We start from the raw sequence: 26,535 nt of genomic DNA on the forward strand, positions 1-26,535 counted from the left end.
CTGCGGGCGCCCTGCGGGCGCGTCCTGAAAAACGCCGGACGGGCTTGATGGGGCTGAGGACACCGCCGCGCGGCGGGGACCGTGGCTACAGCTTGTTCGCCACCGTGCGCGCGATGCGGACGATGTCACCCGTGGGCTTCGCGGAGTAGCCGGGGTGACGGCGGGTCCAGCGGTCCTCCAGCGCGAACCAGTCGATGGCCTTCGGCTTCCGGCCCGCCGCCAGTGCCGCCTCCAGTTCGTCGAAGTACGTCTTCCAGCGCAGCCGGTAGAGCCCGCCGACCAGCCCGGACCACTCGCGGTTGGCGTAGTCGTGCAGCTTGCCGCGGGTCGCCGCATCGCGCGGGCCCCAGGTCGTCAGCAGGGACACGGCGTCGTATTCGAGGCGGTCGCGCTCGGCGGCGGAGGAGCCCCAGGCGCGGGCGTCGGCGATCCAGCGGCCCAGCAGATGGCGCTCGTCGGTGGCGACGGCCTGCTCCAGAAGGGTCATCCAGTCCAGCCATTGGCGGGTGAGGTCGCGGAAGAGGGGCTTGTCGCGGGCGTCGTAGGCGGCTTTGACGCGCGGAAGCAGCAGCCGGCCGCGGTTGGAGACGGTCTGCCGGGTGACGTCGAGCAGGTCGTAGCGGTAGGCCGTGCTCCGGCGCAGCGTGGGGGCCACGGCGAGGAGTTGGGGCAGCGCCTTCTCGAACTCCGCGGCGTCGTAGCGCAGCTGCTTGGGCGACCAGCTGGCCGCGCGGTTGGCGGCCAGGTCCGGGCGGGCGCCGAAGAGGCCGTCGGCCGGTTCGCTCCAGCCGTCGGCGCGGGTGGTGCCGTAGGCGGTGCGGCGCAGCACGTCCCAGGCGCCGACGGCCTGGGGGTCGGCGGCGCCGTAGCGGTAGTGCGGCCACTGGCGGAACCAGTCCGTCAGATCGACCCGGCCCTGCGTCCAGGGCAGGTCGCTGAAGAGGGCGAGGGCGGCGGGGTTGTTGTCGGCGGCCTCGGGCATCAGCGCGATGCCCGTCAGGGCGCTGCCGTCCTTCGTGCGCCACCGCTCGTAGAGGTCGGCCCAGTCGCGGGTGTTGGCGCCCAGCGCGGTGTGGCCGCCGAAGTTCCAGATCGAGCCGAAGGCGTACGGGGTGCCGGACCAGTCCGCTTCCCGGTCGGTGACGTTGGGGTAGTGGTCGGAGATCCCGTCGAGGATGAGCATCCGGGATCTGTCGACGGCCTGGATGATCTCGCGCCGGGGGTTGTCCTGCCAGCCGAGGATGACCCACGTCGCGTCCGGGTGCGCGGCCCGCAGGGCCTTCTCCACGGCCCGGGCGGCGTCGCCGACGGGGACGTTCCCGGGTTTGCCGCCCTCGTGCAGCAGATCCATCTTGTACATCGACGTCGCGCCGTACAGCTCCTGCTGCACCTTGTAGAAGGTCCGCGCGACCCGGCCGAAGGCGGCCGTGCGGGGGTCGAGCCAGTCGGGGCGGGGGAAGCCGCCCCAGTCGCCCTGGGGGACGACCCGCGCGCCGGGCTCGCGGCTCGTGAAGCCGGGCGGCACGGTGCCGAAGTAGCCGGGGAGGACGGGGGTCATGCCCAGCTCGCGCAGCCGCCGCACGATCTTCTGCGCGAGCGCGGTGCGCTGGTCCAGGAGGCCGCGGGAGACCGGGCCGCCGAAGTCCGACATGTTCTGCAGCAGCCACCACGGCTGGTGCGCCGGCCCGGGAACCCACCGGCGGACCTCGGCGTCGCTGTAACCATGTTCGATAAATGTGCGGTGGTAGACGGCGTCGGCGCCGGCGTAGACCAGCACCTCGTTGAAGCCGTGCAGCGCCAGGACGTCGAGTTCGCGTTCCCAGTACGCCCAGCCCTGGTACGGGCCGGTGTAGCCGTCGTTGGTGTCGTTGAGGACGAACCGGTGCTTGACGTTCGAAGCCCGGACGACGGGGGTACGCACGCCGGGGAGGCGGTCGGGGAGGTCGGTCTGCGCGCCGGTCCAGGAGAAATGGGCGTGCGCCACATGTCTGAGGTACCAGTGGAAGCCGGTCAGCCGGACGGCCGGAGTGCTGCCCTCCACGAGGATCGCGCCTTCCTGCCCCGAGACCCGGAAGGCGTCCACGCCGTTCTTGGGCGGGACGGTGCGGAAGGTGACCTGGCCGTGGTGGCGGGGCAGCAGCCGGGCCAGCGCCGCCGCGGCCGCGTCGCTCGCGGCGGCCGGGGGTGCGGCCTGGGCCGCCGACCGGTCGGACGTTGTGCTCGCAGCCGCGGATCCCATGGCTCCGGATGCGGCCGAGGCGGCGGGTGCGCCCGCCGCGGTGAGGGCGGCGGTTCCCGCGAGGGCGCCGAGGATCGAACGTCGGGCGATGTGCATGAGTGACCTCCACCATGGCACTGCGGCGACTGGACTGGACCACTTGAGCGCGAAGATCCTATGAGCAAACGAACGAACGGGGCCAAGGGCACGGGCGGCAATCCAGCCACGCCGGTTACATTTGGCACGAATGGCCCCACGGGACGTGACCAACCTGCGGGGCGTGATCGACGCACCGCAGTTCAGACAGCTCGCATCAGCCCGCTCCGTCCCATCGGCATGAGGAACCCCGTGCGACCACTCACCGCGACCGTCGGCGTCCTGGCACTCGCCGGCGGGCTGCTGGGCGCGTCGCTGTGCGGGTGCGCCGACCCCGGAGGGCTGAAGGTGTCCGGTCCCGCGCAGAGCCCTTCGGTCACCAGCGGCCCGGTCTTCGTGGCCCAGGCCGGGCCGAAGCCGCGGCTGCGACGGCCGGAGTCCTTCGACATCGGCAAGGACGTCACGCTCACCGGACTGCGCTGGCGGACCTGGGGCGGGCCGGCGGCCGAGGCGACCGGCGAGGTGGCGGGCGCCCGGTGCGCACCCGCCTGCCGCGACAAGCCGGTCAAGGCCGAGATCACGTTCACCGGGCTCGTCCGGCACGACCGCGTCGGCTACTACAGCCGGGCCACGGTCAGCGCCCGGGGACTACCGCCCGAGCAGCGTGAGGAGCTGCGCGACCTGCGGCTCCTCGTCCCCCAGGGCTGACCGAGGACGGACCCGGAGCCGATCCCCGACCGCCCCCGAGCTGATCCCCGAGCCGATTCCAGAGCTGATTCCCGAGCCGACCCCGAGCTGATCCCAGAACCGAACGCCGAGCCGACCCGCCGAGGAGCCCGATCCCATGGGACTGCGTACGAAGATCGGCGTGGTGATCACCGCCACCGCTGCCCTGGTCGCCGTCATCATGGGTCTCGTCGTGCACCACCGCACCGCCGTGAACCAGCTGGAGACCGCCCGCGAGACCCTCGACGCCCGGCTCGGCACGGCCGTCGAGGACCACGCCGCCGGCGTCGACCGGCACCGCACCCCCGACCGGCGCCGCGCGCTCCTGAACCCCGAGCGCATGCCCGAGCCGCTGCGCGAGGCCGCCGAACGCGGCAGACGCGCCACCTACCTGGACCGCAGCGGCGGCCGCCCGGTCCTGTGGGCGGCCAGCCGTGTCGGCGACGACATCATCGCCCTCAGACACCCCTACGAGCGCCAGACCCGCAACCTCCGGGACCTCGACGAGGTCCTCTGGCTGGCGGGCGGCCTCGGCACCGCCTTCGCGGGCGTCGTCGGGGTGACGCTGGCGACCGTGGCCGGGCGCCGCCTCAACGCCTCCGCCCGCATCGCCGAGCGGATAGCCCGGGGCGACCACAGCGCCCGGCTCCGCCCGCGCGGCGGCAAGGACGAGATCGCCCGGCTGACCATCGCCGTCAACACCATGGCCGACGCCCTCTCCGCCCGCCTCCAGGCCGAGCGCGAGGTCACCGCCAACATCGCACACGAGCTGCGCACCCCCGTCGCGGGCCTGATCGCCGCCGCCGGGCTGCTGCCGCCGGGCCGGCCGACGGAGATGGTGCGAGAACGCGCCCAGCGGGTACGCGGCCTGATGGAGGACGTCCTGGAGGTGGCCCGCCTGGACGGCTCCGCCGAGCGCGCCGACACGGACGTACGGGAGCTGGGCGAGCTGACGCGGCGGGCGGTCGGCACGGTCGTCACGGACGGCCGGGAAGCGGCGGAGGTGCACATCGAGCGCGACTGCGTGGTCGAGACCGACGCCCGGCGCGTCGAGCGCATCCTGGCCAACCTCGTCACCAACGCCTTCCGGCACGGCAGCGCGCCGGTCGTCGTGGAGGTCGACGCCGGTGTCGTCCGGGTGCGGGACAAGGGCCCGGGGTTCCCGCCGGACCTGCTCGCGCGGGGGCCGCAGCGGTTCCGTACGGGCTCGGGTTCGGGGCTCGGCCTGGGGCTGACGATCGCGGCGGGACAGGCACGGGTGCTGGGGGCGCGGCTGGCGTTCGCGAACCCGGAGGGCGGGGGAGCGGAGGCGACGCTGGACCTGCGGGCGTCGGTGGCCGGGCAGGGCGACAGCTGACGTGCGCGTCCGGGCGGCAGCCCCAAGAGTGGAAGCGTTCGGAAGAAGACCGGAAGAAGAGAAGCCTTCGGAAGAGGGGAGCGACAGATGGACGAGAACGTCCTGTTCATGAACGTCGACGGGCCCGAAGCGGGCCACCGGGCGCTCGACGCGCTGCGCAAGGCGCACGCCGACGACGACATCAGGCTGCGCGAGGGGGCGGTGATCGCCCGGGACGGGGACGGCACCCTCGACTTCCCCGACGCCGTCGACAACACCGGCACCGCGCGCGCCTTCGCCGTGGGCGGCCTGATCGGCGGGCTCCTCGGCATCCTCGGCGGCCCGCTCGGCATCATGATCGGATTCGGCGCGGGAGGTCTGATCGGGGGCGTGCGCGACGCGCGCGAGGCCACCGCCGACAACGCCGCGCTGGAGATGCTCGCCGCCGAGGTGCCGCCGGGCAGCACGGTCCTGGTCGCCGAGCTCGACGAGAACGGCCCGGACATCGTCGACGACATCCTCGCGCCGTACGGCGCGGCCTCCACGCGCTACCCGGCGGACCGGGTGCGCGAGGAGGTCGAACGGGCGATGGCCGAGGGGCGCTCGTAGGACGCCGTCAGCCGTTCGGCAGGACGAGCGGCTTGGCGAAGCAGCGGCTGCTGTCGTAGCCGCGGTACAGCCCGAACTTCGGCACCTCCGGGGCGTAGCCGCTCGACAGGTACAGGGCGATCGCCTCGGGCTGCCGGTCGCCGGTCTCCAGCACCATGCGACTGCGCCCCGCCGCCCGCGCGCTGTCCTCCAGCGCCACCAGGATCCGCCGCGCCAGCCCGAGCCCGCGCGCCTCGGGGACCACGTACATCCGCTTCAGCTCGGCGTCCCCGTCCGCGTACCCCTCCTCGTTGCGCTCCTGCGCCCGCCAGCCGCCGGTGGCGACGGGGGTGCCGTCGGCGTCGTACGCGATGAGATACAGGCCACGCGGCGGGGCGAACTGCGACGGGTCCAACGGCGTGAGATCACCGTCGCCGTATCGCTCCGCGTACTCCAATTGCACCTGGTCATTGAGCTTCACGGCATCGGGATGGTCGTACGCGGCGGTCACGATCTGCATCCGGAAATCGTAAGGTCGTACGGGCGGAGTGCGGCAGGGGTGTCTCAGAGGTCGGTATCGTGCCGGAATGCTCACCGTGACCACCGTGAACGTCAATGGCCTCCGCGCCGCCGCCAAGAAGGGCTTCGTCGACTGGCTGGCGCAGACCGAAGCCGACGTCGTCTGCCTCCAGGAAGTGCGCGCCGAGCCGCACCAGCTCCCCGACGAGGTGCGCGAGCCCGCCGGCTGGCACACCGTGCACGCCCCGGCGGCGGCCAAGGGCCGCGCGGGCGTCTCCGTCTACTCCCGGCGCGAGCCGGAGCGGGTGCGGGTCGGCTTCGGCTCGGCGGAGTTCGACGGCAGCGGCCGGTACGTGGAGATCGACCTGCCCGGCGTCACGGTCGCGAGCCTCTACCTCCCTTCGGGCGAGGTCGGCACGGACCGGCAGGACGAGAAGGAACGCTTCATGGCGGAGTTCCTGCCGTACCTGGTGGGCCTGAAGGCCCGCGCCGCGGCGGACGGGCGCGAGGTGCTGGTCTGCGGTGACTGGAACATCGCCCACACCGAGGCCGACCTCAAGAACTGGAAGGCCAACCGCAAGAGCGCGGGCTTCCTCCCCGAGGAGCGGGAGTGGCTGACGAAGGTCTTCGAGGAGTACACGGACGTGGTCCGCGCCCTCCACCCGGGTGTGGAGGGCCCGTACTCCTGGTGGTCCTACCGGGGCCGCGCCTTCGACAACGACTCCGGGTGGCGCATCGACTACCTCGTCGCGACGCCGGGCCTGGCGGAGCGGGCGCTCAAGGCGGTCGTGGAGCGGGCGGCGACGCACGACCTGCGGTGGAGCGACCACGCACCGGTGACGGCGGTCTTCGACCGCTGAGTCCCGGCTGCCCCGCCCGCGCGCCTCTCGGGGGAGGAACGCGGGCGGAGCCACGGCCGTCCGGCTCAGGCGAGGCCCACTCCGGCCTGGGCCTTGATGGTGTCCACGGCCTCACTGGTGAGCAACCGAAGCGGCACGACCGTCCAACGGTCGCCCTTGCGCATGATCACGGCGTTGCCGTCCTTGGTGCGCCCGATGTGCACGAAGCCGTGATCACGCCGCAGGTCCCTCGCCAGGTGCTCGCCGTGGATCATGCGCTACTTCCCTTCGCGCTCCTCGTCATCGGCCATGCTGCTGTAGACGTTACCGTTCTGGGAGACCTGCGTATCGGGGTCGGTGACCTGGTCCCTGTTGTCGTTCGGGTCCCACTCGTCGTCGCTCTTCTTGCCCATTTTCACGCTCTCCTTCCGGACCGGCACTGTGCCGACACAGGGACCGCCCCCGTGTCCTGGTGCGGGTGGTGCGCCGCCCGGCCTTCCAAGCCCGGCGGACGACCGGGCGGGGGTCTACCGCCCCCTGCACCTTGCAGATGACGCATTCGCCCCAAGCCTTCAGCGCGCTCATCGACCGTCCTTCGTCGGGCCGTGGCACTGCGCCAGGTGGCGGCGCGTCAAGACAGTCACGTCCGTCTCCCGGCTCCTGTTCCGGTCGTCCCGTGCCTTGGCCATTTCGGCGGTCAGCCGGAAGCACTCGTCACAGGCGGTTTGACGGGTCTCGGTGGTCCGATCCATGCCGACGACCCTAGAAACGCAGCCTGGGCAGCCTCAATAAACATGCGCGGACTTGCAATGGGTCATCCGAGAGCGTCGATGGCCGCGGTGATCAGCGACCGTGCCGGAGCGCCGTACAGGGCGATGGCAGAGAGTTCGTTGAACGACGCCGCGTAGTCGCGGATCTCTCGTGGCTGGGTGATGGTCAGGTGTGCCGAGACCAACTCGACGTTCACTTGGGCGTCGTCATACATGGTGAACGACTCGACAGGCCACCCTGAGCCGCGCGGAGCACCCATGGGAATGACTCCCACGCTCACGGAGGGCAAAGAAGCCACGGAGATCAGATGCCCTAGCTGCCCAGCCATGACGCCTGCACCCCCGATCATGGTGTGCAACACCCATTCCTCCACGAGGACAGCGAAGCGGTGGTCGCCCGACCGCAGAATGTGCTGCCGCTCCATGCGGACAGCTACCGCCTCCGCGACATCATCCGGGGTTTGCCGAAGGCTCACGATCGTGTTCAGTACAGCCGTGGTGTACGCGGCGGTTTGTAATAGGCCAGGAATCACCCATGACTGATACATGCGGAAGCGGTGGGTTCGCTCGAAGAGCGGCAATGCGGCTTCTTGGACGGCTTTCAGCCCAGCTCGCTCCGTGCGCCGCCATTCCACGTACATGCCATCGATATTGCGAGCGGTCGCGATCAAGTCGGCGGCCTGCTCCTGCACGCCACAGTGCATTGCCCAGGACCTGATGTCCGCATCCGAAGGAAGGGTGCGGCCATGCTCGACTCGGGAGCATTTCGACTCGTGCCACCCCGCGAGCGCAGCCAGCGCCCGCGCAGTCAAACCGGAATCTTTTCGGATCTCGCGCAGACGCTGGCCGAGTGCATGCCGGGCTTGCTGAACGCTGGACGACGAGGGCATGTGTCGATCAGGCCGGCCGGTACTTCTCGTGCGGCGTCGCCCGTTCCCATACAGCTTCGAACGCTGATGTGCACAGCTTGACCAGTGCGGGTTCAGTGGCGACTTCCTCACCGGTGAACTGCCCGTCGCCGCCGAAGTGATGAACCATCACCAGGGTGTCGTCCAGCAGCCAGAAGTCATTGCCGGGCAACGCCAGGTCGGTAGTGCGATGGCGAGGAAGCCAACGAACCTGTTCGCCTGCCGCGACGTTGGAGAACGTGACGTCGTACTCGAACTGCACGTAGTCGGATACTGGTTCGCTGATGACACGTGCCCGGCGCACGTCCACCCCACGGGCCGTTGTCTGCTGGATGAGGCTCAGCCAAGGGCGCCACCACGAATTCCGGTCAGCTGGATCGTCCCGGTGCCCCTTCTGCCACGCTACGAACATCGGATCGTCGCGCATGTAACCGTCGCGCGTCTCCAGGTGGACAGCAGAGCGCTCGCACCGGCGCAGGAGATCCTCAAGCGTCGGAGCTGCCACCGTTCACCTCCGGGAAGAACCGCATCATCCGCCGCGGAAACTCGATCACAGTCTCGTGGTCGGGGATGTCCATCTGGGTCAAACGCTCCACGTCAAGGACCCGCCATCCCTGAAGCACGTAGTTGTCTGTCTGGTCGTCGTAGTACACAGTGGGCGACTTACCGTCGGGGCTTTCGGGGTCCTTGCCCAGCCTGTGGAGAGTCATGCTGTGCCTCCAATGCCTGGAGTGGGATTCGATATGATCGAGCTTGCGCCGGATTGGCTGGGGCGCGCCACTGACTTGCACAAACTTCTAAGCATGGTCCGTATGGAAGGCTGCAGGTCTTCGCGTCAGCACGGCCGTGATCACGCCAGCGGTCGACACGGCGTGGGTGTGCCCCTGGACCACAGTTCCTCCGTGTGTTCCGCGAAGCGGGAGAACATTCCGGTGCGCCCTTGGTTGTGCAGGTGCAGCAGCGGGGAGTCGTGCCCGACCAGCCGGGCGAGGTGCGGCGTGACCAGGGCCTGGTCATCGAAGCGGAACACCGACAGGGACACGTGATTGATCGCGTCCGACGGTGCCGAGAAGCGTGTTTCCAGTCCCTCGACCGGCCCGAGCTTCCCCAGGTGTTCCAGGGTGATCCTGATGCGCGTCGAGACCGTGAGGGCGACGTCCTCGATCTGCTCGCGCTGACGGGCGACCTCCCCCTCCGGGTCGCCCAGGAGGAAGCGGATCCGGCAGCCCTGTTCCGCCTTGCGGCGCAGGGTACCGACGAAGTCGGGCTGGTCCAGCCAGAGGAAGTAATTCGTGAACCCCGCGAAGAACAGTTCCTCGGCCGCGTTCTCGATCAGCTCGCCCCAGACCGTCGACGGGCAGGCGGACCGGTACGGGTAGCTGTGGACGATCTCCCTGTCCGTTCCGGTCTTGATGCGGTCCTTGACGGCCTTGGGCCACAACATCTCTTCGTCAACTCCCAACGCGACGCAGGCATCCTGGCGGTTTCTGGGATGGGGGATCAGCTCGGGATCGCTGATCCAGCGCTCGACCGTCTTGCCCGACACCCCCACCCGTACGGCTAGTTGCCGAGGAGAGAGGCCGACATCGGCCATAGCCGATCGTAGGGCAGTGTTCAAGGGCTCCCCTCCGGACGTTTGGGACGTTTTCACGCTAGCGCCGTCACGGCCCAACTGTCCGTGGAATGGCGCTGATACGCCCCTGAGGGGCATCGATAGTGGGACGCCACGGACCGAGCTCCTGCCTTGAGCAGGGCCGACCGGCCCGGAGACCGCTGACAAGGAGCGTCGATATGCGAGACCTCATGGCCCGCTGGTTCGGATGGGTGAGAGCGCTGTCCGGGGCCGGTGAACCTCCTGGCCCCGCTCCCGCAGCCCCGCAGCCGGAGCCGAGCTCCCCGTACCACCTGTGGGTGACCCCGCACGGTATCGACGTCCGGCCGCGCCGGAGCTACGAGGGGCAGGTGGCTCCGCCCGGGAAAACCTACGAGCCCGAGCCCGGTGACCTCGTGCACGACACTGTCAGGGACTGCGCAGGCATCGTCATGGGCCACGAAGGGCCCCGGTTCCAGCTCCGCCCGCTCGGCGGCGGCGTCGAGTGGGAGGTGGCTCCCGTGGACATCCGGCCTCTGAGTCAGGTGGAGAGGCTCAGCGCGCGCGTGGCCGAGGCCAACAACCGCAGCACGTGGGGGGCGGTGCACCGGGTGTGACCGAAGGGATGGTGCGCCAGTGGGCGGCCTCCGGGGCCCGGCGTCATCCGTGTGCGGAGTGCCGGGACATCAAGCGCACATGGGTCCGCGCCCTGGACGCCGGTGATCGTCCGCAGGCCGAAGCGGTGATCGTGGCCATGGGCCTGCATCAGCGCGTCGCGCACGCGTGAGCGTCGTGCGGGCGGGGTCGGCTCAGCCCTGACGCCCGCCCGTCCCGGGCGTCAGGGCTTGGTCACCGGTGCCTGTAGTTCGGTCACCCAGGCGTCGCGGTCGTCCGGGCACTCCAGGTTGATCTCCCGCGCGTATCCGGCCGACCGGTAACCGTTTTCGTCGATCCAGACGGCCAGGGCCTGGGCCGTGGGCAGCATGGTGTCGATCGAGCCGCGGTGCACGATGGTCGCCGCCTGGTCGACGGGCGGCAGGTCGAGCACCCGGAAGGCGCCGTCCTGGAGCGGGGCCGCGACCTGGACGCCGGCGTGGACGCTGATCCTGCCTCCGCCCTCCGGGGAGTCCTCGTAGTAGGCGACACCGGGCCCCGTGGGCGTGACGCCGGCCGCGTCCAGGCGCCGGAACAGCTCGTCGTAGAGCGGCCCGATGACCGGGCTGATGGCCTCGGGCTCGAAGCTCGCGGCGGTCGCGGTCAGCTCCGCCACCCGGATCGCCGGGATGCCCTTGATGACGACGTCGTTCGTGGGCATGTGCCCCTCGCTCTCGATCGACCGGAGCCTCGCCTCGACCTGGACCAGCCGCGCCGCCGCGGCGGCCATGGCGTCCTCCAGCTCGGCCCGTCGTAGTCGCAGCATGGCGCGCAGTTCCTCGGTGGTGACCCTCTCGTCCAGGATCTGCCGGACCTGCTGGAGGGTCAGGCCGAGGTCCTTCAGCGCGATGACGCGGTTCAGGCGGGCCAGCTGGGCAGCCGAGTAGTACCGGTAGCCGGTGGCGGGGTCGACGTGGGCCGGGGGCAGAAGTCCCGTGGCGTCGTAGTGACGCAGCATGCGGACCGATACGCGGCCGTGCCGGGCGAAGTCTCCGATGGTGAACATGATGTCTCCGAGTTCAGCCCCTGACACGGTGTGAGGGTCAATAAACCAGAGCGGCGTGGGAGGCGGCTCCCGGGAGGGCTCAGTCCGGCGGCGGCGGTGGGGCCGGGGCCGGCCAGGTCTCCAGTTCCGCCCGGACGCGGCGGTCCATCGCCATCGAGATCTCCGCGTCGACCACCGTCTTCACGATCGGGCGCAGCTGGTCCAGGGCCTCCGTGACGCGGGCGATCTCGGCGGGTGGGAGGGGGGCGCCCGAGGCCGCGTGGGCGAGGACGTCCGCCAGGACGTGGCGGCGGACCAGGGTGGTGAACGTGTCGGCCAGGGCGTCCGCGTGGGTGCGGACCTCTCGGCCCGCCGCGATGACGGCGGACAGCGGAACGCCGTTGCGGACGAGGGCCGTTGACGCGTCCAGGAGGCGACGGCTGGTGTGGACGAGGTCGTCGCCGTCCACGGCCAGGTAGCCGAGGTCCAGGGCGGCCGTCAGGTTCTCCTCGGTGTCCTCGCCCGGGAAGTGGCCGGCCAGGGCGTCGGAGGTGAGGCGGACCGGGGATTCCCGGGACCAGGGGGCGGCTATCGCGCCGCTGAGGCCGAGGAGGTCACCGACGTCGCGGCCGCATTCGAAGGCGCTGAGGAGTTCGGCGATGCCGCCGAGGGTGTGCCCCCGGTCCAGGAGGGCCGCGATGGTGCGCAGCCGGGCCAGGTGGTGGCCGTTGTACCAGGCGATGCGGCCCTCCCGGCGCGGCGGCGGGACGAGCTTGCGCTCCCGGTAGAAGCGGAGCGTGCGGACGGTGATGCCGGCCGCCTCGGCCAGCTCCGCCACGCGGAATTCGCGCTCCTCGCCGGGGGTGCCCGCACCACCGCTCTCGTCGTTCGCCACCCTCGCAGCCTAGGCCCTGGGCATCCGGCCGCCGAGAGGTGCGACCGGCGGTAACTTCCTTGCCCCTGCCCCCTATCGCTCCTCGAACGTCTGCCCTACGCTCCCCACCATGCCAGTGACTGCTGGCACGGTCGAGTCGATCCGGAGGCGGCGGCATGGTCGGCGGTAAGGGCGAGCACGTACGGGTGGCGGTGATCGGGGCCGGCTTCGGCGGGCTGGGGGCGGCCGTGCGGCTGCGCCGCGAGGGCGTCACCGACTTCGTGGTCCTGGAGCGGGCCGACGGCGTCGGCGGGACCTGGCGGGACAACACCTACCCGGGCTGCGCCTGCGATGTGCCCTCCCACCTCTACTCCTTCTCCTTCGCCCCCAACCCCGACTGGCCGCGCGCCTTCTCCGGCCAGTCCCACATACGCGCCTATCTGGAGCGGGTCGCCGACACCTTCGGCCTCCGGCCCCATCTGCGGTTCGGCGCCGAGGTGCGGTCCATGCGCTGGGACGCCGACGAGCTGCGCTGGGAGATCGACACCGCCGCAGGTCCCCTCACCGCCGACGTCGTCGTCTCCGCGACCGGCCCGTTGTCCGACCCGAAGATCCCGGACGTCCCCGGCCTCGGCACCTTCCCCGGCAAGGTCTTCCACTCCTCGCGCTGGGACCACGGCTACGACCTGCGCGGCAAGCGCGTCGCGATGATCGGCACCGGCGCCTCCGCCGCCCAGATCGTCCCGGCCGTCCAGCCCGACGTGGAGCGCCTCACCCTCTTCCAGCGCACACCCCCGTGGGTCCTGCCGCGCTTCGACCGCCGGATCACCGCCGCCGAGCGCTGGCTGCACACCCACGTCCCCGCCACCCGGGCGGCCCGGCGCGGACTGCTCTGGGGGGTGCGGGAGTTGCAGGTCGGCCTCTTCACCAAGCGACCGAACCAACTCGGCCTCGTCGAGAGCCTCGCCAAGGCCCATCTGCGCCGAGCGGTCAAGGACCCGGCGCTGCGGGCCCGGCTCACCCCCGACTACCGCATCGGCTGCAAGCGCGTCCTGCTCTCCAACGACTACTACCCGGCCCTCGCCCGGCCCAATGTGGACGTCGTGGCGTCCGGACTCGCCGAGGTGCGCGGCTCCACGCTCGTCGCCGCCGACGGCACGGAGACCGAGGCCGACGCCATCGTCTTCGGCACCGGCTTCCACGTCACCGACATGCCGATCGCCGATCGGGTGACCGGCGCGGACGGCATCACGCTCGCCGAGTCGTGGAAGGACGGCATGAAGGCCCTGCGCGGCACCAGCGCCGCCGGGTTCCCGAATTTCCTCACCCTCATCGGGCCCAACACCGGCCTCGGGAACAGCTCGCTGATCCTCATCGTCGAGGCGCAGTTGAACTACCTGGCCGACTACCTGCGGCAGCTCGACACCCTCGGTGGAAGAGCCGCGCTCGACGCCCGCCCCTCGGCCGTCAACGCCTGGGCCCGGATGATCCGGACCCGCATGGAACGCACGGTCTGGAACTCCGGCGGCTGCGACAGCTGGTACCTGGACGAGCACGGCCACAACACCACCCTCTGGCCCGGCACCACCGCGGAGTTCCGCAAGGTCACCCGCCGGGTGGACCTCGCCGAGTACCGGCTCCTGCGGATGCCGCGCCGGGCGCCCGGCGCTCCCGTCGCGGCCGGGGCCGGCCGATGAGCCGCCGGGGCGGTCTCGAGGGGCAGGTCGTCGTCGTCACCGGCGCGGCCCGCGGCGTCGGCGAGCTGCTCACCCGCAAGCTCTCCGCGCGCGGCGCGAAGCTGGCCCTCGTGGGCCTGGAACCGGACGAACTCCGGCGCGTCGCGGAATCGTTGTACGAGGACGCGGCGCACTGGCACGCCGACGTCACCGACCACGAGGCGATGGTCCGCGTCGCCCGCGAGGTCAAGTCCCGCTTCGGCAAGGTCGACATCGTCGTCGCCAACGCCGGTGTCGCCGCCGGCGGCCCCTTCGCCGACGCCGACTTCGAGGACTGGCGCCGGGTCGTCGAGGTCAATCTGATCGGCAGCGCCGTCACCGGCCGCGCCTTCCTGCCTGTACTGGCCGAGAGCCGGGGCTATCTGCTCCAGATCGCCTCGCTCGCCGCCCTCGCCCCGGCACCGATGATGAGCGCCTACTGCGCCTCGAAGTCGGGCGTCGAGGCGTACGCGCACTGCCTGCGCGCCGAGGTCGGCCACAAGGGCGTACGGGTCGGGGTCGGCTATCTGAGCTGGACCGACACCGACATGGTGCGCGGCGCCGACCAGCACGAGGTGATGCGGGAGCTGCGGCAGCGGCTGCCCTGGCCCGCGAACCGCACCTACCCGCTGGGCCCGGCCGTCGACCGGCTCGTCGCGGGCATCGAGCGGCGCTCGGCGCACGTGTACGCGCAAGGGTGGCTGCGCGGCATGCAGGCCGTACGCGGTTACCTGCCCGGCATCCTCGCGATCGGCGGACAGCGCGAGATGCGGCGCTTCGAGCCGCGGCTGACCGGGATGCGCGGCGGGCTGGTGGGAGCCGGGGGCGCCGCCGACGAGAAGGCCCGCGCAGGGCAGTCAACAGGGCGATAACCCCGGGGTATAGCGCAGCGTAGTCGTACGATATGCGTGCCGTGATGGCCCGTGCCACGCTGATTCGGGGCCGCTCGACGGCTCCGAACACTCACCCTCACTAGGAGTGAACCAGCATGGGCATCAAGGACGAGATGCAGGAGAAGGCCCAGAAGGCCAAGCAGAAGCTGCAGGCCAAGCAGGACGAGTCCTCCCAGCGCGGCCAGAGCGAGCAGGAGCGCCTGCGCCAGCGCGCGGACGAGCAGCGCCAGCAGGGCCAGCGGTCCTTCGACGACATCCAGGACGAGATGGACGACCGCCGGTAGGCAGCCACCGGTACCGGTAAGGGGCGCATCCCACGGGGGTGCGCCCCTTACCCATGCCCTTTTCGGTGCGCGGCTTGAATCGGCGAGGCGATCAGCGCGGCGGCAGCTTCGGCCGACGCAGGTTCGGGACCGCCGAGTAGTCCGCCGGCGGCTTCGAACAGCCGTGGCGCTCCAGCAGATCCAGCGCCACCCGCACCGCGTCGTCCAGCTGCTTGTGCCGGCCCTCCGCCCAGTCGAGCGGGGTGCGGTCGACCTCGATGTCGGGTTCGACCCCGCGGTTCTCCACGTCCCAGCCGTACGCGTCGAACCACGCCGCGTTCATCGGCACGGTGATCGCGCTGCCGTCACCGAGCCGGTGCCGGCCGGTCATCCCGACCACCCCGCCCCAGGTGCGCAGGCCCACCACCGGTCCGATGCCCTGGAGCTTGAACGCGGCGGTGATCATGTCGCCGTCGGAGGACGTCATCTCGTCGGCGATCGCCACGACCGGGCCGCGCGGGGCGTTGCTCGCGTACGACACCGGCTGGGCGCCGCGCGTCAGGTCCCAGCCGATGATCGTGCGGGTCAGCTTCTCCACGACCAGCTCGCTGATGTTGCCGCCCGCGTTGCCCCGGACGTCCACGATCAGTGCCTGGCGCGACATCTCCATCCGCAGGTCCCTGTTGAACTGCGCCCACCCGGAGCCGCCCATGTCGGGGATGTGCAGATACCCGCACTTGCCGCCGCTCAACTCCCGGACGACCGCGCGGCGCTTGGTCACCCAGTCCTGGTAGCGCAGCGGGCGTTCGTCGATCAGCGGCACGACGGCCACCCGGCGGGCGGGCGGGGGCGTGGCGTCGTCCGCCCCCTCCTCCGGTGGCGCGGGGCGGAATGTCAGCTCCACCGTGGTGCCGCCCGCCGCCGCCAGCAGCGGGTACGGGCCGGTGACCGGGTCGACCGGCCGCCCGTCGACGTGGGTGAGCGCCGCACCCTCGCGGATGCCCGAACCGGCCAGCGGCGAACGGGCCTTGGAGTCCGAGGAGTCGCCGGGCAGGATGCGCCGCACGGTCCAGGAGCCGTCCTTCTGGTGCGTGAGGTTGGCACCCAGGAGGCCGATCGCGCGCTGGTAGTGCGGCGGGCCCTCGTTGCGTCGGGCCGCCGCGACGTAGGCGTGCGAGGTGCCCAGCTCGCCGAGGACCTCGCGCAGCAGGTCCGCGAATTCGTCGGGGGAGGCGACCCGCTCGACCAGCGGCCGGTACTGGTCCAGCACCCCGTCCCAGTCGATCCCGCACATGTCCGGTTCCCAGAAGTAGGCGCGGACGATCCGGCCCGCCTCCTCGTACGCCTGCCGCCACTCGGCCGCCGGGTCGACGTCGTGCAGGATGCGCCGCATGTCGATGTAGACGGTCGAGTCGGAGTCGCCGACGTCCGTGGCGGGGACGGCCCGCAGCTCGCCCTCGTCGTTGACCACCAGCCGGGTGCCGTCGCCGCTGACCGAGAACCAGTCGACGGAGCTGGTGAGTTCGGTGCGCTTGGCCTTGCCCAGGTCGAAGTGTTCCAGCGTCGGGCGGCCCGAGGTGTCGGCCGGGTTGGCGAACGTCTCGCCGAGCGCGCCGGAGATCGGCCAGCGCAGCCACACCAGACCGCCGCCGCTGACCGGGCACAGCGCCGAGTACTTGGAGGCGGCCACCGGGAACTGCGTCACCCGGCTCTCCAGCCCCTCCACCTCCACGATCACCGAGCCGTCACCGCCGCCGTCGTCCGCGTCGAGGCCGCCCGCCGCGGGCCTGCCCTCCGCCGACAGCGCGAACGGCGAGGGCGTCGCCGACGACAGCGGCACGAGATAGGGGCGGCAGCCCAGCGGGAACGACAGATCGCCGGTGTGCACGTCGTAGACCGGGTCGAAGCCGCGCCAGGAGAGGAAGGCGAGATAGCGGCCGTCGCGGGTGAACACCGGCTGCTCGTCCTCGAACCGGCCGTTGGTGACGTCCACGACCATCCGGTCCGACAGCCGGGCGATCTTGATCTGTCGCAGGGAACGGCCGATGCCGGGGTGCGACCACGTCAGCCACGCCGAGTCGGGGGAGAAGGCGAGGTCGCGCACCGGCCCGTTGACGGACCGGATCAGCTCGGACACCTCGCCGTCCCCCTCGGGCGAGGTGTCCACGAGCAGCAGCCGCCCGTCGTGCGCGGCGACCGCCAGCAGCTCGCCGTCCGGCGAACCGAGCGTCTCGTGCACCCGCCCGATCAGGCCCGCCGCCAGCCGGCGCGGCTCGGCCGGCCCGGTCGCGCGCGGCAGCTGCGCGATCTCGATCGCGTCCTCGCCCTCCGCGTCCGTCACATAGGCGACCTGCCCGGTCGACCCCAGCATCTCCGGCAGCCTGACCCGTACGCCCGCGGTGTCGGCGATCGTGCGGGCCGGGCCGTCGCGGTGGGTGAGCCAGTACAGGCTGCCGCGCACGTTGACCGCGCTCGCCCGGCCCGTCGCGTCCACGGCCAGCGCGTCCACGTGCGACGCGGCCTGCACCTGGTACGTACGCCGCCCGGCCCGCGGCCCGCCGAGCCGGACCTCCAGCTTCCGCGGGGTGGCCGCCGGGCCCAGGTCGTCCACCAGCCACAGGTCACCCGCGCACTGGTAGACGACCCGTGAGCCGTCGGTGGAGGCGTGCCGGGCGTAGAAGTCCGCGTGGTCGGTGTGCCGGCGCAGATCGGAGCCGTCGGGCAGGCAGGAGTACAGATTGCCGACGCCCTCGTGGTCGGAGAGGAACGCGATCCGGCCGCCGACGAACATCGCCGCATCCAGATGCCCGCCCAGATCCGGCACCAGCCGCTGCCCGTGCAGCCACAACCGGCCCGTCGCCCCGCCCCGGTAGCGCTTCCATGAGGCCGGCTCGTGCGGCGGCTTCCCCGTGAGCAGCAGGGTGCGGTGCTCCCCGTCGAGCTCGCCCACCGCGATGTCGGACAGCGGGCCCCACGGCAGCCGCAGGCCCGGGCTGCCGTCGGTGGGCAGCCGGTAGGCCCAGGAGAAGTACGAGAACGGCTGGCCGTGCGAGGAGACGGCGAGGACGTCATGGCCCCCGTCGCGGTCGGAGGGCGCCCAGCCGCAGACCCGGGTGTCACTGCTGCCCCAATAGGTGAGCCGGCGGGCCGGGCCGCCGTCCACCGGCGCGAGATGGATCTCGGGGTCGAGGCTGCGCCAGCTCGTGAACGCGATGTGCTGCCCGTCGGGCGAGAAGCGCGGATGCCCCGCCCGCGTCCGGTCGACGGTCAGCCGCCAGGCCCGCCCGGTGTCGCCGCCCGCCCCCTCGGGCGACAGCGGAGCCACCCAGAGATCGTCCTCGGCGATGAAACAGAGCAGATCGCCGTGGAGGTGGGGGAACCGCAGATACGCATCGCTCACCCGACCATCGTTTCGGGCCCCGCACCCCGCGGCAACTCGGTTCGTGACGCAGAACACCATCGAAACGAACCCGTTTCGCTCGCCCGCGGCGTACGCTCATGGTGTACGAAACCGTTTCGTTTAATGTGACCCGAAGGGAGGCGCGGCATGCCGACGGAATCACCCAAGCCACCGGCGCGGCGCACCCGGCTGACGTCCGAGCGAGCGGGAGAGCTCTACGACGCCGTGCTCGATCTGTTGCGCGAGGTCGGCTACGACGCCCTGACCATGGACGCCGTCGCGGCCCGTGCGCGCTCCAGCAAGGCCACCCTCTACCGCCAGTGGAAGGGCAAGCCGGAGCTGGTCGCGAGCGCTCTGCGGCACGGCAAACCCGTGCATCTGGGGGAGATCGACACCGGCAGTGTGCGCGGTGACCTCCAGGCGATGGTGTGCAGTGCCGACAAGGCTCAGATGGAGAAGGACACGGCCCTCATGCGGGGGCTCGGCCACGCCGCCCACACCAACCCGGAGCTGCTCCGGGCGCTGCGTGAACTGCTGGTCGAGCCCGAGATCGCCGCACTGAACGCAATGCTGCAACGCGGGATCGACCGGGGTGAGGTCGCCCCGGACGTCCCCGCGCTGCGCTATGTCCCGCACATGCTGTTCGGGGCCTTCATCACCCAGCCGCTGCTCGAGGACCGGCCGGTGGACGCGGAGTTCCTCGCCGCGTACGTAGACGCCGTGATCGTCCCCGCACTCGGTCTCTAGTACCCACACCCCCACCGACCCACCTGACGCGCCGCTCTCGTCGTCGGGCTGGTACCCCACGCCCTGTTCCGTATCTCGACCCGACGGGAGCACAACTCCTCGTGGCCACGTTCCTTTACAAACTGGGCCGTCTCGCCTTCCGGCGACGCCGGCTCGTCGCCCTCATATGGGTGGCGCTGCTGGCGATCGCCGGTGTCGGCGCCGCCACCGCACCCAGCCCCGGCAGCACCAGCTTCTCCATCCCGGGCACCGAGGCGCAGCGCGCCTTCGACCTGCTGGAGAAGCGCTTCCCGGGCCAGAGCGCGGACGGCGCCGCCGCCCGCGTCGTCTTCAAGGCCCCCGACGGCCAGAAGATCACCGACCCGAAGAACAAGGCCACGGTCGAGAAGGCCGTCGGCGAGCTGACGGGCCCGCAGGTGGCCTCGACCGTCAACCCCTTCCAGGCACAGGCCGTCAGCAAGGACGCCACCACCGCCTATGTGTCGGTCACCTACAAGGTCGACGCCAACAGCCTCACCGACGACTCGCTCGACACCCTCAAGGGCGCCGCGACGCACGGGCGGGACGCCGGGCTGACCGTGGAGACCGGCGGTAGCGCCCTCCAGGCGATACCCGAGGCCGGCGGGGCCTCCGAGATCATCGGCATCGCCGTCTCGGCGGTCGTGCTGGTCATCACCTTCGGCTCGCTGATCGCCGCCGGAATGCCGCTGCTCACCGCGATCATCGGCGTCGGCATCGGCGTGTCCTCGATCGCCGCCCTGGCCTCCGCGCTGGACCTGGGCTCCACCACCTCGACGCTCGCCACGATGATCGGCCTCGCGGTCGGCATCGACTACGCGCTGTTCATCGTCTCCCGCTACCGCGCCGAGCTGGCCGAGGGCCGCGAGCGTGAGGAAGCCGCGGGACGCGCGGTCGGCACCGCCGGCTCGGCGGTCGTCTTCGCCGGTCTCACGGTCGTCATCGCCCTGGCCGGACTCGCCGTCGTCAACATCCCGATGCTGACGAAGATGGGCATGGCCGCCGCCGGTACGGTCGCCATCGCCGTCCTCATCGCGCTCACCCTCATCCCCGCGCTGCTGGGCTTCGCGGGCCGCAAGGTGCTCGCCCGCAAGGACCGCAAGGCCGAGCCGGGTGCGGCGAAGGACGAGGACAAGCCCAACATGGGCACCCGCTGGGCCCGCTTCGTGCTGCGCAAGCCGGCCCTGGTGCTGGTGGCCGGTGTGCTCGGGCTCGGGGCCGTCGCCGTCCCCGCCGCCTCGCTGGAACTGGGCCTGCCCGACGACGGGGCGCAGTCGACCTCCACCACCCAGCGCAAGGCGTACGACCTGCTCTCCGAGGGCTTCGGCGCCGGTATCAACGGCCCGCTGATGGTCGTCGTCGACGGGGCCGGCAGCGACGACCCCAAGGCCGCCGCGCAGGCCGTCGCCAAGACCGTGGCGGGCCTGGACAACGTCGCCGCCGTCGCCCCGGTCACCCCGGCGAGCTTCGACAAGGCCGGTGACACGGCCATCGTGATGGTCATCCCGAAGTCGAAGCCGAGCAGCTCGCAGACCGAGGAACTGGTCCACGCGATCCGCGACAAGGGCGCGGCCACCGCCGCGGACGCCGACGCACGGGTGCTGGTCACCGGTCAGACGGCGATGAACATCGACGTCTCGCAGAAGCTGAACGACGCACTGCTGCCCTACCTCGGGCTCGTCGTCGGCCTCGCCTTCCTGCTGCTGATGGTCGTCTTCCGGTCGGTGCTCGTGCCGCTCAAGGCCGCGCTCGGCTTCCTGCTGTCCGTGGTCGCCGCGCTCGGCGCGGTCGTCGCGGTCTTCCAGTGGGGCTGGCTCGGCGGTCTGTTCGGCGTCGAGGAGACCGGGCCGATCATGAGCATGATGCCGATCTTCATGGTGGGTGTCGTGTTCGGGCTCGCGATGGACTACGAGGTCTTCCTCGTCACCCGGATGCGCGAGGCGTTCGTGCACGGGGAGCGGCCCGGCCAGGCGATCGTGACCGGCTTCCGGCACGGCGCCCGGGTCGTCAGCGCCGCCGCCGTGATCATGATCAGCGTCTTCGCGGGCTTCATCGGCTCCTCGGAGTCGATGGTCAAGATGATCGGCTTCGGCCTGGCCGTCGCGGTCTTCTTCGACGCGTTCATCGTCCGCATGGCCATCGTGCCCGCCGTCCTCGCCCTGCTCGGCAAGTCCGCCTGGTGGCTGCCCGGCTGGCTCGGCAGGATCCTGCCGAACGTGGACGTCGAGGGCGAGGGCCTGCAGAAGCAGCTCGGCGCCGACGCGGACGTGCTGACCGACCGTGACTCCGACCCCGACCCGAAGCGGGAGCCCGTCAGCGTCTGACCCGAACGTCCGGGGCCGTCCGACCCACCGGGTCGGGCGGCCCCGGCGACCGCGCCGACCCCGTGGGGACGGGGGCCGTGCGCGGGCCGCCCGGCGGCGGCCTCCGGATGACCGAGGAGGCCGCCGCCGGGCCTTTTCGTACCCCGGCCCGAGCGCCGCCGCCGTTCATCGTTCCGGTTCGCCCCATCGGGTCCACTCGCCGGGGTCGGCATGTGGCGTACGCCACGAAAGGGAACCGTTGGTCCTTCTACGGGCGTTTTCCCCAGTCCACACCTGTGGGCGCGATCGGGGGGCGCGTACGACGGAAAGGGCTCCCCGCGTTGAACCTGCTCGATCTGCTTCTGTTGCTGGTCGTCGTCGGTTATGCCGTCTCCGGCTACCGGCGGGGCCTCGTCGCGAGCGCCGTGCTGCTCGCCGGGTTCCTCGGCGGGGCGGTGCTCGGCGTCTGGGCGCTGCCGTACGCCCTGGAGCCCTTCGATGCCGGGACGACGGCCGCGGCCGTCGTCGCCGTCCTGGTGGTCCTGCTCCCCGCGGCGGTCGGGCACGCGCTGGCCGGGCGGCTCGCCTGGCGGCTGCGCCGCCGGCTGACCTGGGCGCCCGTGCGCGGCGTCGACGGCATCGGCGGAGCGGCCGTCAACTCCCTGGCGGTACTGCTGGTCGGCTGGGTGGCCGCGAGCGTCCTCGTCTCGGCGAACTCCGCGCTGCTGACCAAGGAGATAAAGGATTCCACCCTGCTCGGCGCGGTACAGAAGTCGATGCCCGAGCAGGCGCCCACGTGGTTCAGCCGCACCACGGACGCGCTGGCCGGCGCGGGTTTCCCGCAGGTCTTCAACCCCTTCGAGAACGAGCCAGCGACCAGCGTCGCCAAGCCGTCCGGTGACGCGGTCACCGCCTCGGCGACCCGCGCGGCGCGCGACAGCGTCGTCAAGGTCGAGGGCGTCGCCGACGTCGGCGACGGGCGGCGCGGCCAGGAGGGCAGCGGCTTCGTCTACGCCGCGCACCACGTGATGACCAACGCGCACGTCGTGGCCGGGGTGAGCGACCCGACCGTACGGGTGGGCGGCGTGGGGCGGGCGTACCGGGCGAAGGTCGTCCACTTCGACCCGAGGACCGATGTGGCCGTCCTCGACGTCCCCGGCCTGGACGCGCCCGCGCTGGCCTTCGACAAGGGCGCCGGGCGCGGTGACGCGGCGGTCGTCGCGGGCTTCCCCGAGAACGGCGGCCTCGACCTGCGGGCGGCCACCGTCGCCAACGAGGTCCGCGCCAAGGGCCAGGACATCTACGGCGACGGCGTCACCACCCGCACGGTCTACTCCGTCCGCTCCACGGTCCGCCCCGGCAACTCCGGCGGCCCGCTGCTGACCCCCACCGGCAAGGTCTACGGCGTCGTCTTCGCCCGCTCCACGTCGAACTCCGAGACGGGCTACGTCCTGACCGCCGACCAGGTCGCCACCGCCGCCACCCGCGCGGCCACGGCCACCGCCCCCGTCTCCACGGGGAGCCGCGCGGCGCTTTAGTGGCTTCGGCTGCCACCCGGTCGGCGCCTGCGGCGGCGAGCGCCCTGCGGGCGTGTCCTCAATCGCCGGACGAGCTGAAAGCCCGTCCGGCGATTGAGGACACCGCCGCGCAGCGGTGGTGCGCCCCCTGCCGGAGTCCCGCCTCGCTACACCGCCAGGTGTTCCCGTTCCTCCTCGTCCTCCTCCAGCAGCCGTTCCGCCATGTTGTTCAGCGCGCGGTCCAGGCGGGCGCGGTCCTCGGGGTCGGTGACGTCCCAGTCCTCCAGGCGGGTGTCGAGCCAGTGGCGCCAGGCCGCGCTCAGGCGTTCGATCTCCGCCTCGCCCGCCGGGGTCAGGGACAGCCGGTCGCCGTCCAGACGGGCGTAACCCGCCTCGGCCGTGCGGGTGAAGGCCGGTTCGAGGACCTCCGGGGGCATCCGGTGGGCGGCGGCCACCGCGCTGAGGGACGCCCCGCCCAGGATGCGGTGGCGCCAGTGGATCTGGCCCAGCGTCCACGCGTCGGCGGGGCCGAGCGGACTGCCGGACTCCGCGAGGATCTCCCGGCTGACCGGGCGGCCCTTGGCGTGGCTCATGACGCTCGCCACCGCGCGTTCCAACTGCTGGTCCGCCTCGGCCGAGGACGGCGCCGCGAAGGCCTCGCCCATGTCGGACGCCCCGGCCCGGGCACTGTCGCGCAGCGGCACCTCCTTGAGGAACCACGCCACCAGGAAACCGACCAGTGCGACCGGCACGACCCACAGGAAGACGTAGTTGATCGTCTCCGCGTAGGCGTCGATGACGGGCCGTGCCTGTTCCGGGGAGAGCCGGGCGAGGTCCTGCGGGCTCTGCACCGCCGACGGCGGGATTCCCGGGGTGCGGATGAGCGCGTCCTCCAGATTGGGCCGGAGCTGCTTGGTGTAGAGCGTGCCGAAGATGGCCGTGCCGAAGGCGCTGCCGAGCGTGCGGAAGAACGTCACGCCCGAGGTCGCCGTGCCCAGTTCGTGGTACGGCACCGTGTTCTGCACGGCGATCGTCAGCACCTGCATGGCCAGCCCGATGCCGGCGCCGAGCACGAACATGTAGAGCGACTCGAGCCACGAGCCCGTCGTCGCGCCCATCGTCGACATCAGATACAGGCCGAGGGCCATCACGGCCATGCCGACGATGGGGAACACGCGATAGCGGCCGGTGCGGCTGATGACGATGCCGGAGAGCAGGGAGGCGCCCAGCAGCCCCGCGACCATCGGCAGGGCCCGTACGCCCGACATGGTGGCCGACACCCCGTCCACGTACTGGAGATAGGTCGGCAGATACGTGAGCGCCCCGAGCATCGCGAAGCCCACGATGAAGCTGAGCACCGAGCAGATGGTGAAGACGGGGTTGCGGAAGAGATGCATGGGGAGCGTCGGTTCCTTCGCCCGACGCTCCACCAGGACGAACGCGACCAGCAGCGCGATCGCGCCCAGGAAGAGACCGATGATGACGGGCGAGCCCCACGCGTACTCGTTGCCGCCCCACTCCAGGCCGAGGACCAGGCCGGAGGCGCCGAGCGCCACCAGGGCGATGCCCGCGTAGTCGATGACCGGCCGTACCGCCGAGCGGACGACGGGGATCGTCCGGGCCGCCATGATCACCATGACGATCGCCACCGGCACGTTGACGTAGAAGCACCAGCGCCAGGTGGCCTGGTCGGTGAAGATCCCGCCGAGGGTCGGGCCGACGACCGTGGTCACGCCGAAGACGGCGCCGAGGGCACCCTGGTACTTGCCGCGCTCGCGCAGCGGGATGACGTCCGCGATCAGTGCCATGGCGGTGACCATCAGCCCGCCGCCGCCGACGCCCTGGACGGCGCGGGCGGCGATCAGCATGGGCATGGAGTCGGCGGCGCCCGCGAAGACCGAACCGCCCGTGAAGACCACCGCACTCAGCTGGAAGACGATCTTCCGTCCGAAGAGGTCGCCGAACTTGCCGACCAGCACCGTCGAGACCGTCTCGGCCAGCAGGTAGGCGGTCACCACCCACGCCATGTGCCCGCCGCCGCCCAGATCCGCCACGATCGTCGGCAGCGCGGTGGAGACGATGGTCTGGTCGAGGGCGGCGAGCAGCATGCCGAGCACGATCGTGACGAAGACGAGATTCGTCCGGCGGCGGCCGAGCGCGGGCGGGGCCGCGGGTACCTCCGCCGCTGGTGCGGTGGCCGTGGTCATGTGACGTACCTCCCGACCTCAGCATTTGGGGAGATGTCCGCTCTCGCCACCTTTGCTGCTGCGGGGGAGGGCCCGGACGGGCGAGGGGCGTGCAGAAGCGGTGCGCACGCTCTTGCGAGGTATTCGCAGAGGGCCCCTATCATCGGACGACTTCAGCGTGGCTCACGGCTGAACGAACCGGGCCCGGACCGGGCCGCCCGGTCCGATGCCCGATGTCCCGACGGCCCCGACGACCCGACCGCACGATCCAGCAGAGCGGAGCCCCGCATGCACGTACCCGACGGATTCATCGACGCCCCCGTGTCCCTGGCGACCGGCGCCGTCGCCGCCGCGGCCGTCGCGGTCAGCCTGCGCGGCGCCCGGCGCGAACTCGGCGGCACCGCCCCCGCCGACGGCCTCGGCGGAGAGCGCACCGCGCCGCTCGCCGGACTGGTCGCGGCCTTCGTCTTCGCCGTCCAGATGCTGAACTTCCCCGTCGCGGCGGGCACCAGCGGCCATCTGCTGGGCGGCGCGCTCGCCGCGATCCTCGTCGGCCCGTTCACGGGAGTGCTCTGCATATCCGTGGTGCTGCTGATGCAGGCCGTGCTCTTCGCGGACGGCGGCCTCACCGCCCTCGGCGTCAACATCACCGACATGGCGGTGGTCACGACGCTCGTCGCGTACGGACTGTTCCGGCTGCTGCTGGGGGTGCTGCCCCGCCGGCGCTCCTCCGTCACCGCCGCCTCCTTCGTGGCCGCGCTCGTGTCCGTACCGGCCGCTGCCTGCGCGTTCACCCTGCTCTACGCCCTCGGCGGCACCACCGACGTGCCGATCGGCAAGGTCTTCGCCGCGATGACCGGCGTGCACGTCCTGATCGGCATCGGCGAAGCGGCGATCACCGCGCTGACCGTCGGCGCCGTCCTCGCCGTACGGCCCGACCTCGTGTACGGCGCCCGGGGGCTCACCGCGCCGCTCCAACTGCGCACCTCGCCCCTGCGACCCGGGACCGACGCCGCCCCGGCGCCCGATGCCGCCCCGGCGCCCGGCACCCCCGAGCCCGCCCGCTCCACGCGCCGCTTCGCGCTCGCCGGCCTGCTCACCGCCCTCGCGCTCGCCGGCGTCGGCAGCTACTACGCCTCGGCCAGCCCCGACGGCCTGGAGAAGGTCGCCCACGACAAGGGCATCGACAGCAAGACCGAGGAGCACGCCGCCAAGGACTCCCCGCTCGCCGATTACCAGGTCGCGGACATCACCGACGGCCGGATCTCCGGCGGCCTCGCCGGCGTCATCGGCGTCGGCGCGACCCTCCTCGTCGGCACCGGCGTCACCTGGGTGGTGGTCCGCCGCCGCCGCGACCGGGCCGCGGCGGCCGCGGCCGAGACCGCCTGA

25 protein-coding genes are annotated in these 26,535 nt (G+C 71.7%); 13 read left to right on the forward strand and 12 right to left on the reverse strand.

From position 1 onward, the window contains the following. Positions 1-85: 85 nt before the first annotated feature. Positions 86-2,335, reverse strand: coding sequence for an alpha-N-acetylglucosaminidase (locus tag FHS38_RS14990; protein ID WP_184734016.1), 2,250 nt, complete (start codon positions 2,333-2,335; stop codon positions 86-88). Positions 2,336-2,566: 231 nt separating this feature from the next. On the opposite strand from FHS38_RS14990, the gene FHS38_RS14995 reads away from it, so the two are divergent. The 3 genes from FHS38_RS14995 (at position 2,567) to FHS38_RS15005 (ending at position 4,985) form a co-directional block, all read left to right on the forward strand. Next, the gene (locus tag FHS38_RS14995; protein WP_184734017.1) at positions 2,567-3,022 is read left to right on the forward strand and encodes a hypothetical protein; all 456 of its coding nucleotides are present in this window, start codon (positions 2,567-2,569) and stop codon (positions 3,020-3,022) included. A 136-nt stretch (positions 3,023-3,158) separates the two neighbouring features. Beyond that, positions 3,159-4,397: an ATP-binding protein gene (locus FHS38_RS15000; protein WP_184734018.1), complete on the forward strand. Its 1,239-nt coding sequence runs from the start codon at positions 3,159-3,161 to the stop codon at positions 4,395-4,397. 87 nt (positions 4,398-4,484) lie between these two features. Then, positions 4,485-4,985 (forward strand): DUF1269 domain-containing protein, encoded by a 501-nt coding sequence (locus FHS38_RS15005; protein WP_184734019.1) that lies wholly within the window; start codon positions 4,485-4,487, stop codon positions 4,983-4,985. A 7-nt stretch (positions 4,986-4,992) separates the two neighbouring features. On the opposite strand, the gene FHS38_RS15010 is transcribed toward FHS38_RS15005, so the two are convergent. Continuing rightward, positions 4,993-5,484, reverse strand: coding sequence for a GNAT family N-acetyltransferase (locus tag FHS38_RS15010; RefSeq protein WP_184734020.1), 492 nt, complete (start codon positions 5,482-5,484; stop codon positions 4,993-4,995). 67 nt (positions 5,485-5,551) lie between these two features. Between FHS38_RS15010 and FHS38_RS15015 the strand changes: the two genes are divergently transcribed. Then, a complete protein-coding gene (locus tag FHS38_RS15015) occupies positions 5,552-6,343 on the forward strand; it encodes an exodeoxyribonuclease III (RefSeq protein WP_184734021.1) in 792 nt (263 codons plus the stop codon). A gap of 65 nt (positions 6,344-6,408) precedes the next feature. Here the strand turns inward: FHS38_RS15015 and FHS38_RS15020 are convergent, their stop codons facing one another. From FHS38_RS15020 to FHS38_RS15040, 6 genes are all read right to left on the reverse strand, one after another. Then, a complete protein-coding gene (locus FHS38_RS15020) occupies positions 6,409-6,597 on the reverse strand; it encodes a hypothetical protein (RefSeq protein WP_184734022.1) in 189 nt (62 codons plus the stop codon). A gap of 3 nt (positions 6,598-6,600) precedes the next feature. Beyond that, on the reverse strand, positions 6,601-6,735 hold the full coding sequence (locus FHS38_RS35320) for a hypothetical protein (RefSeq protein WP_260420742.1): 135 nt from the start codon (positions 6,733-6,735) through the stop codon (positions 6,601-6,603). A gap of 401 nt (positions 6,736-7,136) precedes the next feature. Continuing rightward, positions 7,137-7,982: a DUF5753 domain-containing protein gene (locus FHS38_RS15025; protein ID WP_184734023.1), complete on the reverse strand. Its 846-nt coding sequence runs from the start codon at positions 7,980-7,982 to the stop codon at positions 7,137-7,139. Between the two features lie 7 nt (positions 7,983-7,989). Beyond that, positions 7,990-8,505, reverse strand: a complete 516-nt coding sequence (locus FHS38_RS15030; RefSeq protein ID WP_184734024.1) for a DUF6879 family protein — start codon at positions 8,503-8,505, stop codon at positions 7,990-7,992. Then, positions 8,486-8,710, reverse strand: coding sequence for a hypothetical protein (locus FHS38_RS15035; RefSeq protein ID WP_184734025.1), 225 nt, complete (start codon positions 8,708-8,710; stop codon positions 8,486-8,488). The genes FHS38_RS15030 and FHS38_RS15035 overlap by 20 nt, the downstream gene beginning before the upstream one ends. A gap of 140 nt (positions 8,711-8,850) precedes the next feature. Beyond that, the gene (locus FHS38_RS15040; protein ID WP_184734026.1) at positions 8,851-9,594 is read right to left on the reverse strand and encodes an XRE family transcriptional regulator; all 744 of its coding nucleotides are present in this window, start codon (positions 9,592-9,594) and stop codon (positions 8,851-8,853) included. Between the two features lie 197 nt (positions 9,595-9,791). Between FHS38_RS15040 and FHS38_RS34845 the strand changes: the two genes are divergently transcribed. After that, positions 9,792-10,208, forward strand: coding sequence for a hypothetical protein (locus tag FHS38_RS34845; RefSeq protein WP_221495063.1), 417 nt, complete (start codon positions 9,792-9,794; stop codon positions 10,206-10,208). Then, complete coding sequence (locus tag FHS38_RS15050) at positions 10,205-10,378, forward strand: hypothetical protein (protein WP_184734027.1); 174 nt, start codon at positions 10,205-10,207, stop codon at positions 10,376-10,378. The genes FHS38_RS34845 and FHS38_RS15050 overlap by 4 nt, the downstream gene beginning before the upstream one ends. Before the next feature lie 51 nt (positions 10,379-10,429). Here the strand turns inward: FHS38_RS15050 and FHS38_RS15055 are convergent, their stop codons facing one another. Both FHS38_RS15055 and FHS38_RS15060 read right to left on the reverse strand, forming a co-directional pair. Beyond that, a complete protein-coding gene (locus FHS38_RS15055) occupies positions 10,430-11,251 on the reverse strand; it encodes a MerR family transcriptional regulator (RefSeq protein WP_184734028.1) in 822 nt (273 codons plus the stop codon). A gap of 79 nt (positions 11,252-11,330) precedes the next feature. Continuing rightward, complete coding sequence (locus FHS38_RS15060) at positions 11,331-12,125, reverse strand: MerR family transcriptional regulator (protein ID WP_229822474.1); 795 nt, start codon at positions 12,123-12,125, stop codon at positions 11,331-11,333. A 155-nt stretch (positions 12,126-12,280) separates the two neighbouring features. Between FHS38_RS15060 and FHS38_RS15065 the strand changes: the two genes are divergently transcribed. From FHS38_RS15065 to FHS38_RS15075, 3 genes are all read left to right on the forward strand, one after another. Then, positions 12,281-13,801, forward strand: coding sequence for a flavin-containing monooxygenase (locus FHS38_RS15065; RefSeq protein ID WP_184734029.1), 1,521 nt, complete (start codon positions 12,281-12,283; stop codon positions 13,799-13,801). Beyond that, entirely contained in the window at positions 13,798-14,691 is an 894-nt protein-coding gene (locus FHS38_RS15070) for an SDR family oxidoreductase (RefSeq protein ID WP_184734030.1), read from the forward strand. Before FHS38_RS15065 ends, FHS38_RS15070 begins: the two co-directional genes overlap by 4 nt. A gap of 116 nt (positions 14,692-14,807) precedes the next feature. Beyond that, positions 14,808-14,996 carry a hypothetical protein gene (locus FHS38_RS15075; RefSeq protein WP_184734031.1) on the forward strand — a complete coding sequence of 63 codons (189 nt, stop codon included), beginning with the start codon at positions 14,808-14,810 and terminating at the stop codon, positions 14,994-14,996. 91 nt (positions 14,997-15,087) lie between these two features. Here the strand turns inward: FHS38_RS15075 and FHS38_RS15080 are convergent, their stop codons facing one another. Then, a complete protein-coding gene (locus tag FHS38_RS15080) occupies positions 15,088-18,435 on the reverse strand; it encodes a S41 family peptidase (RefSeq protein ID WP_184734032.1) in 3,348 nt (1,115 codons plus the stop codon). A gap of 87 nt (positions 18,436-18,522) precedes the next feature. On the opposite strand from FHS38_RS15080, the gene FHS38_RS15085 reads away from it, so the two are divergent. The 3 genes from FHS38_RS15085 (at position 18,523) to FHS38_RS15095 (ending at position 22,981) form a co-directional block, all read left to right on the forward strand. Further along, the gene (locus FHS38_RS15085) at positions 18,523-19,122 is read left to right on the forward strand and encodes a TetR/AcrR family transcriptional regulator (protein ID WP_184734033.1); all 600 of its coding nucleotides are present in this window, start codon (positions 18,523-18,525) and stop codon (positions 19,120-19,122) included. Between the two features lie 101 nt (positions 19,123-19,223). Continuing rightward, positions 19,224-21,464 carry an MMPL family transporter gene (locus FHS38_RS15090; protein WP_184734034.1) on the forward strand — a complete coding sequence of 747 codons (2,241 nt, stop codon included), beginning with the start codon at positions 19,224-19,226 and terminating at the stop codon, positions 21,462-21,464. Between the two features lie 320 nt (positions 21,465-21,784). Next, positions 21,785-22,981 (forward strand): MarP family serine protease, encoded by a 1,197-nt coding sequence (locus FHS38_RS15095; RefSeq protein WP_184734035.1) that lies wholly within the window; start codon positions 21,785-21,787, stop codon positions 22,979-22,981. 146 nt (positions 22,982-23,127) lie between these two features. Here FHS38_RS15095 and FHS38_RS15100 read toward each other — a convergent pair whose 3' ends face one another. Beyond that, a complete protein-coding gene (locus FHS38_RS15100; protein WP_184734036.1) occupies positions 23,128-25,167 on the reverse strand; it encodes an MDR family MFS transporter in 2,040 nt (679 codons plus the stop codon). A 267-nt stretch (positions 25,168-25,434) separates the two neighbouring features. Between FHS38_RS15100 and FHS38_RS15105 the strand changes: the two genes are divergently transcribed. After that, positions 25,435-26,535: an energy-coupling factor ABC transporter permease gene (locus tag FHS38_RS15105; RefSeq protein WP_184734037.1), complete on the forward strand. Its 1,101-nt coding sequence runs from the start codon at positions 25,435-25,437 to the stop codon at positions 26,533-26,535.

Origin of the sequence: Streptomyces netropsis (assembly GCF_014203545.1) — a bacterium.
GTDB lineage: Bacteria > Actinomycetota > Actinomycetes > Streptomycetales > Streptomycetaceae > Streptomyces > Streptomyces netropsis.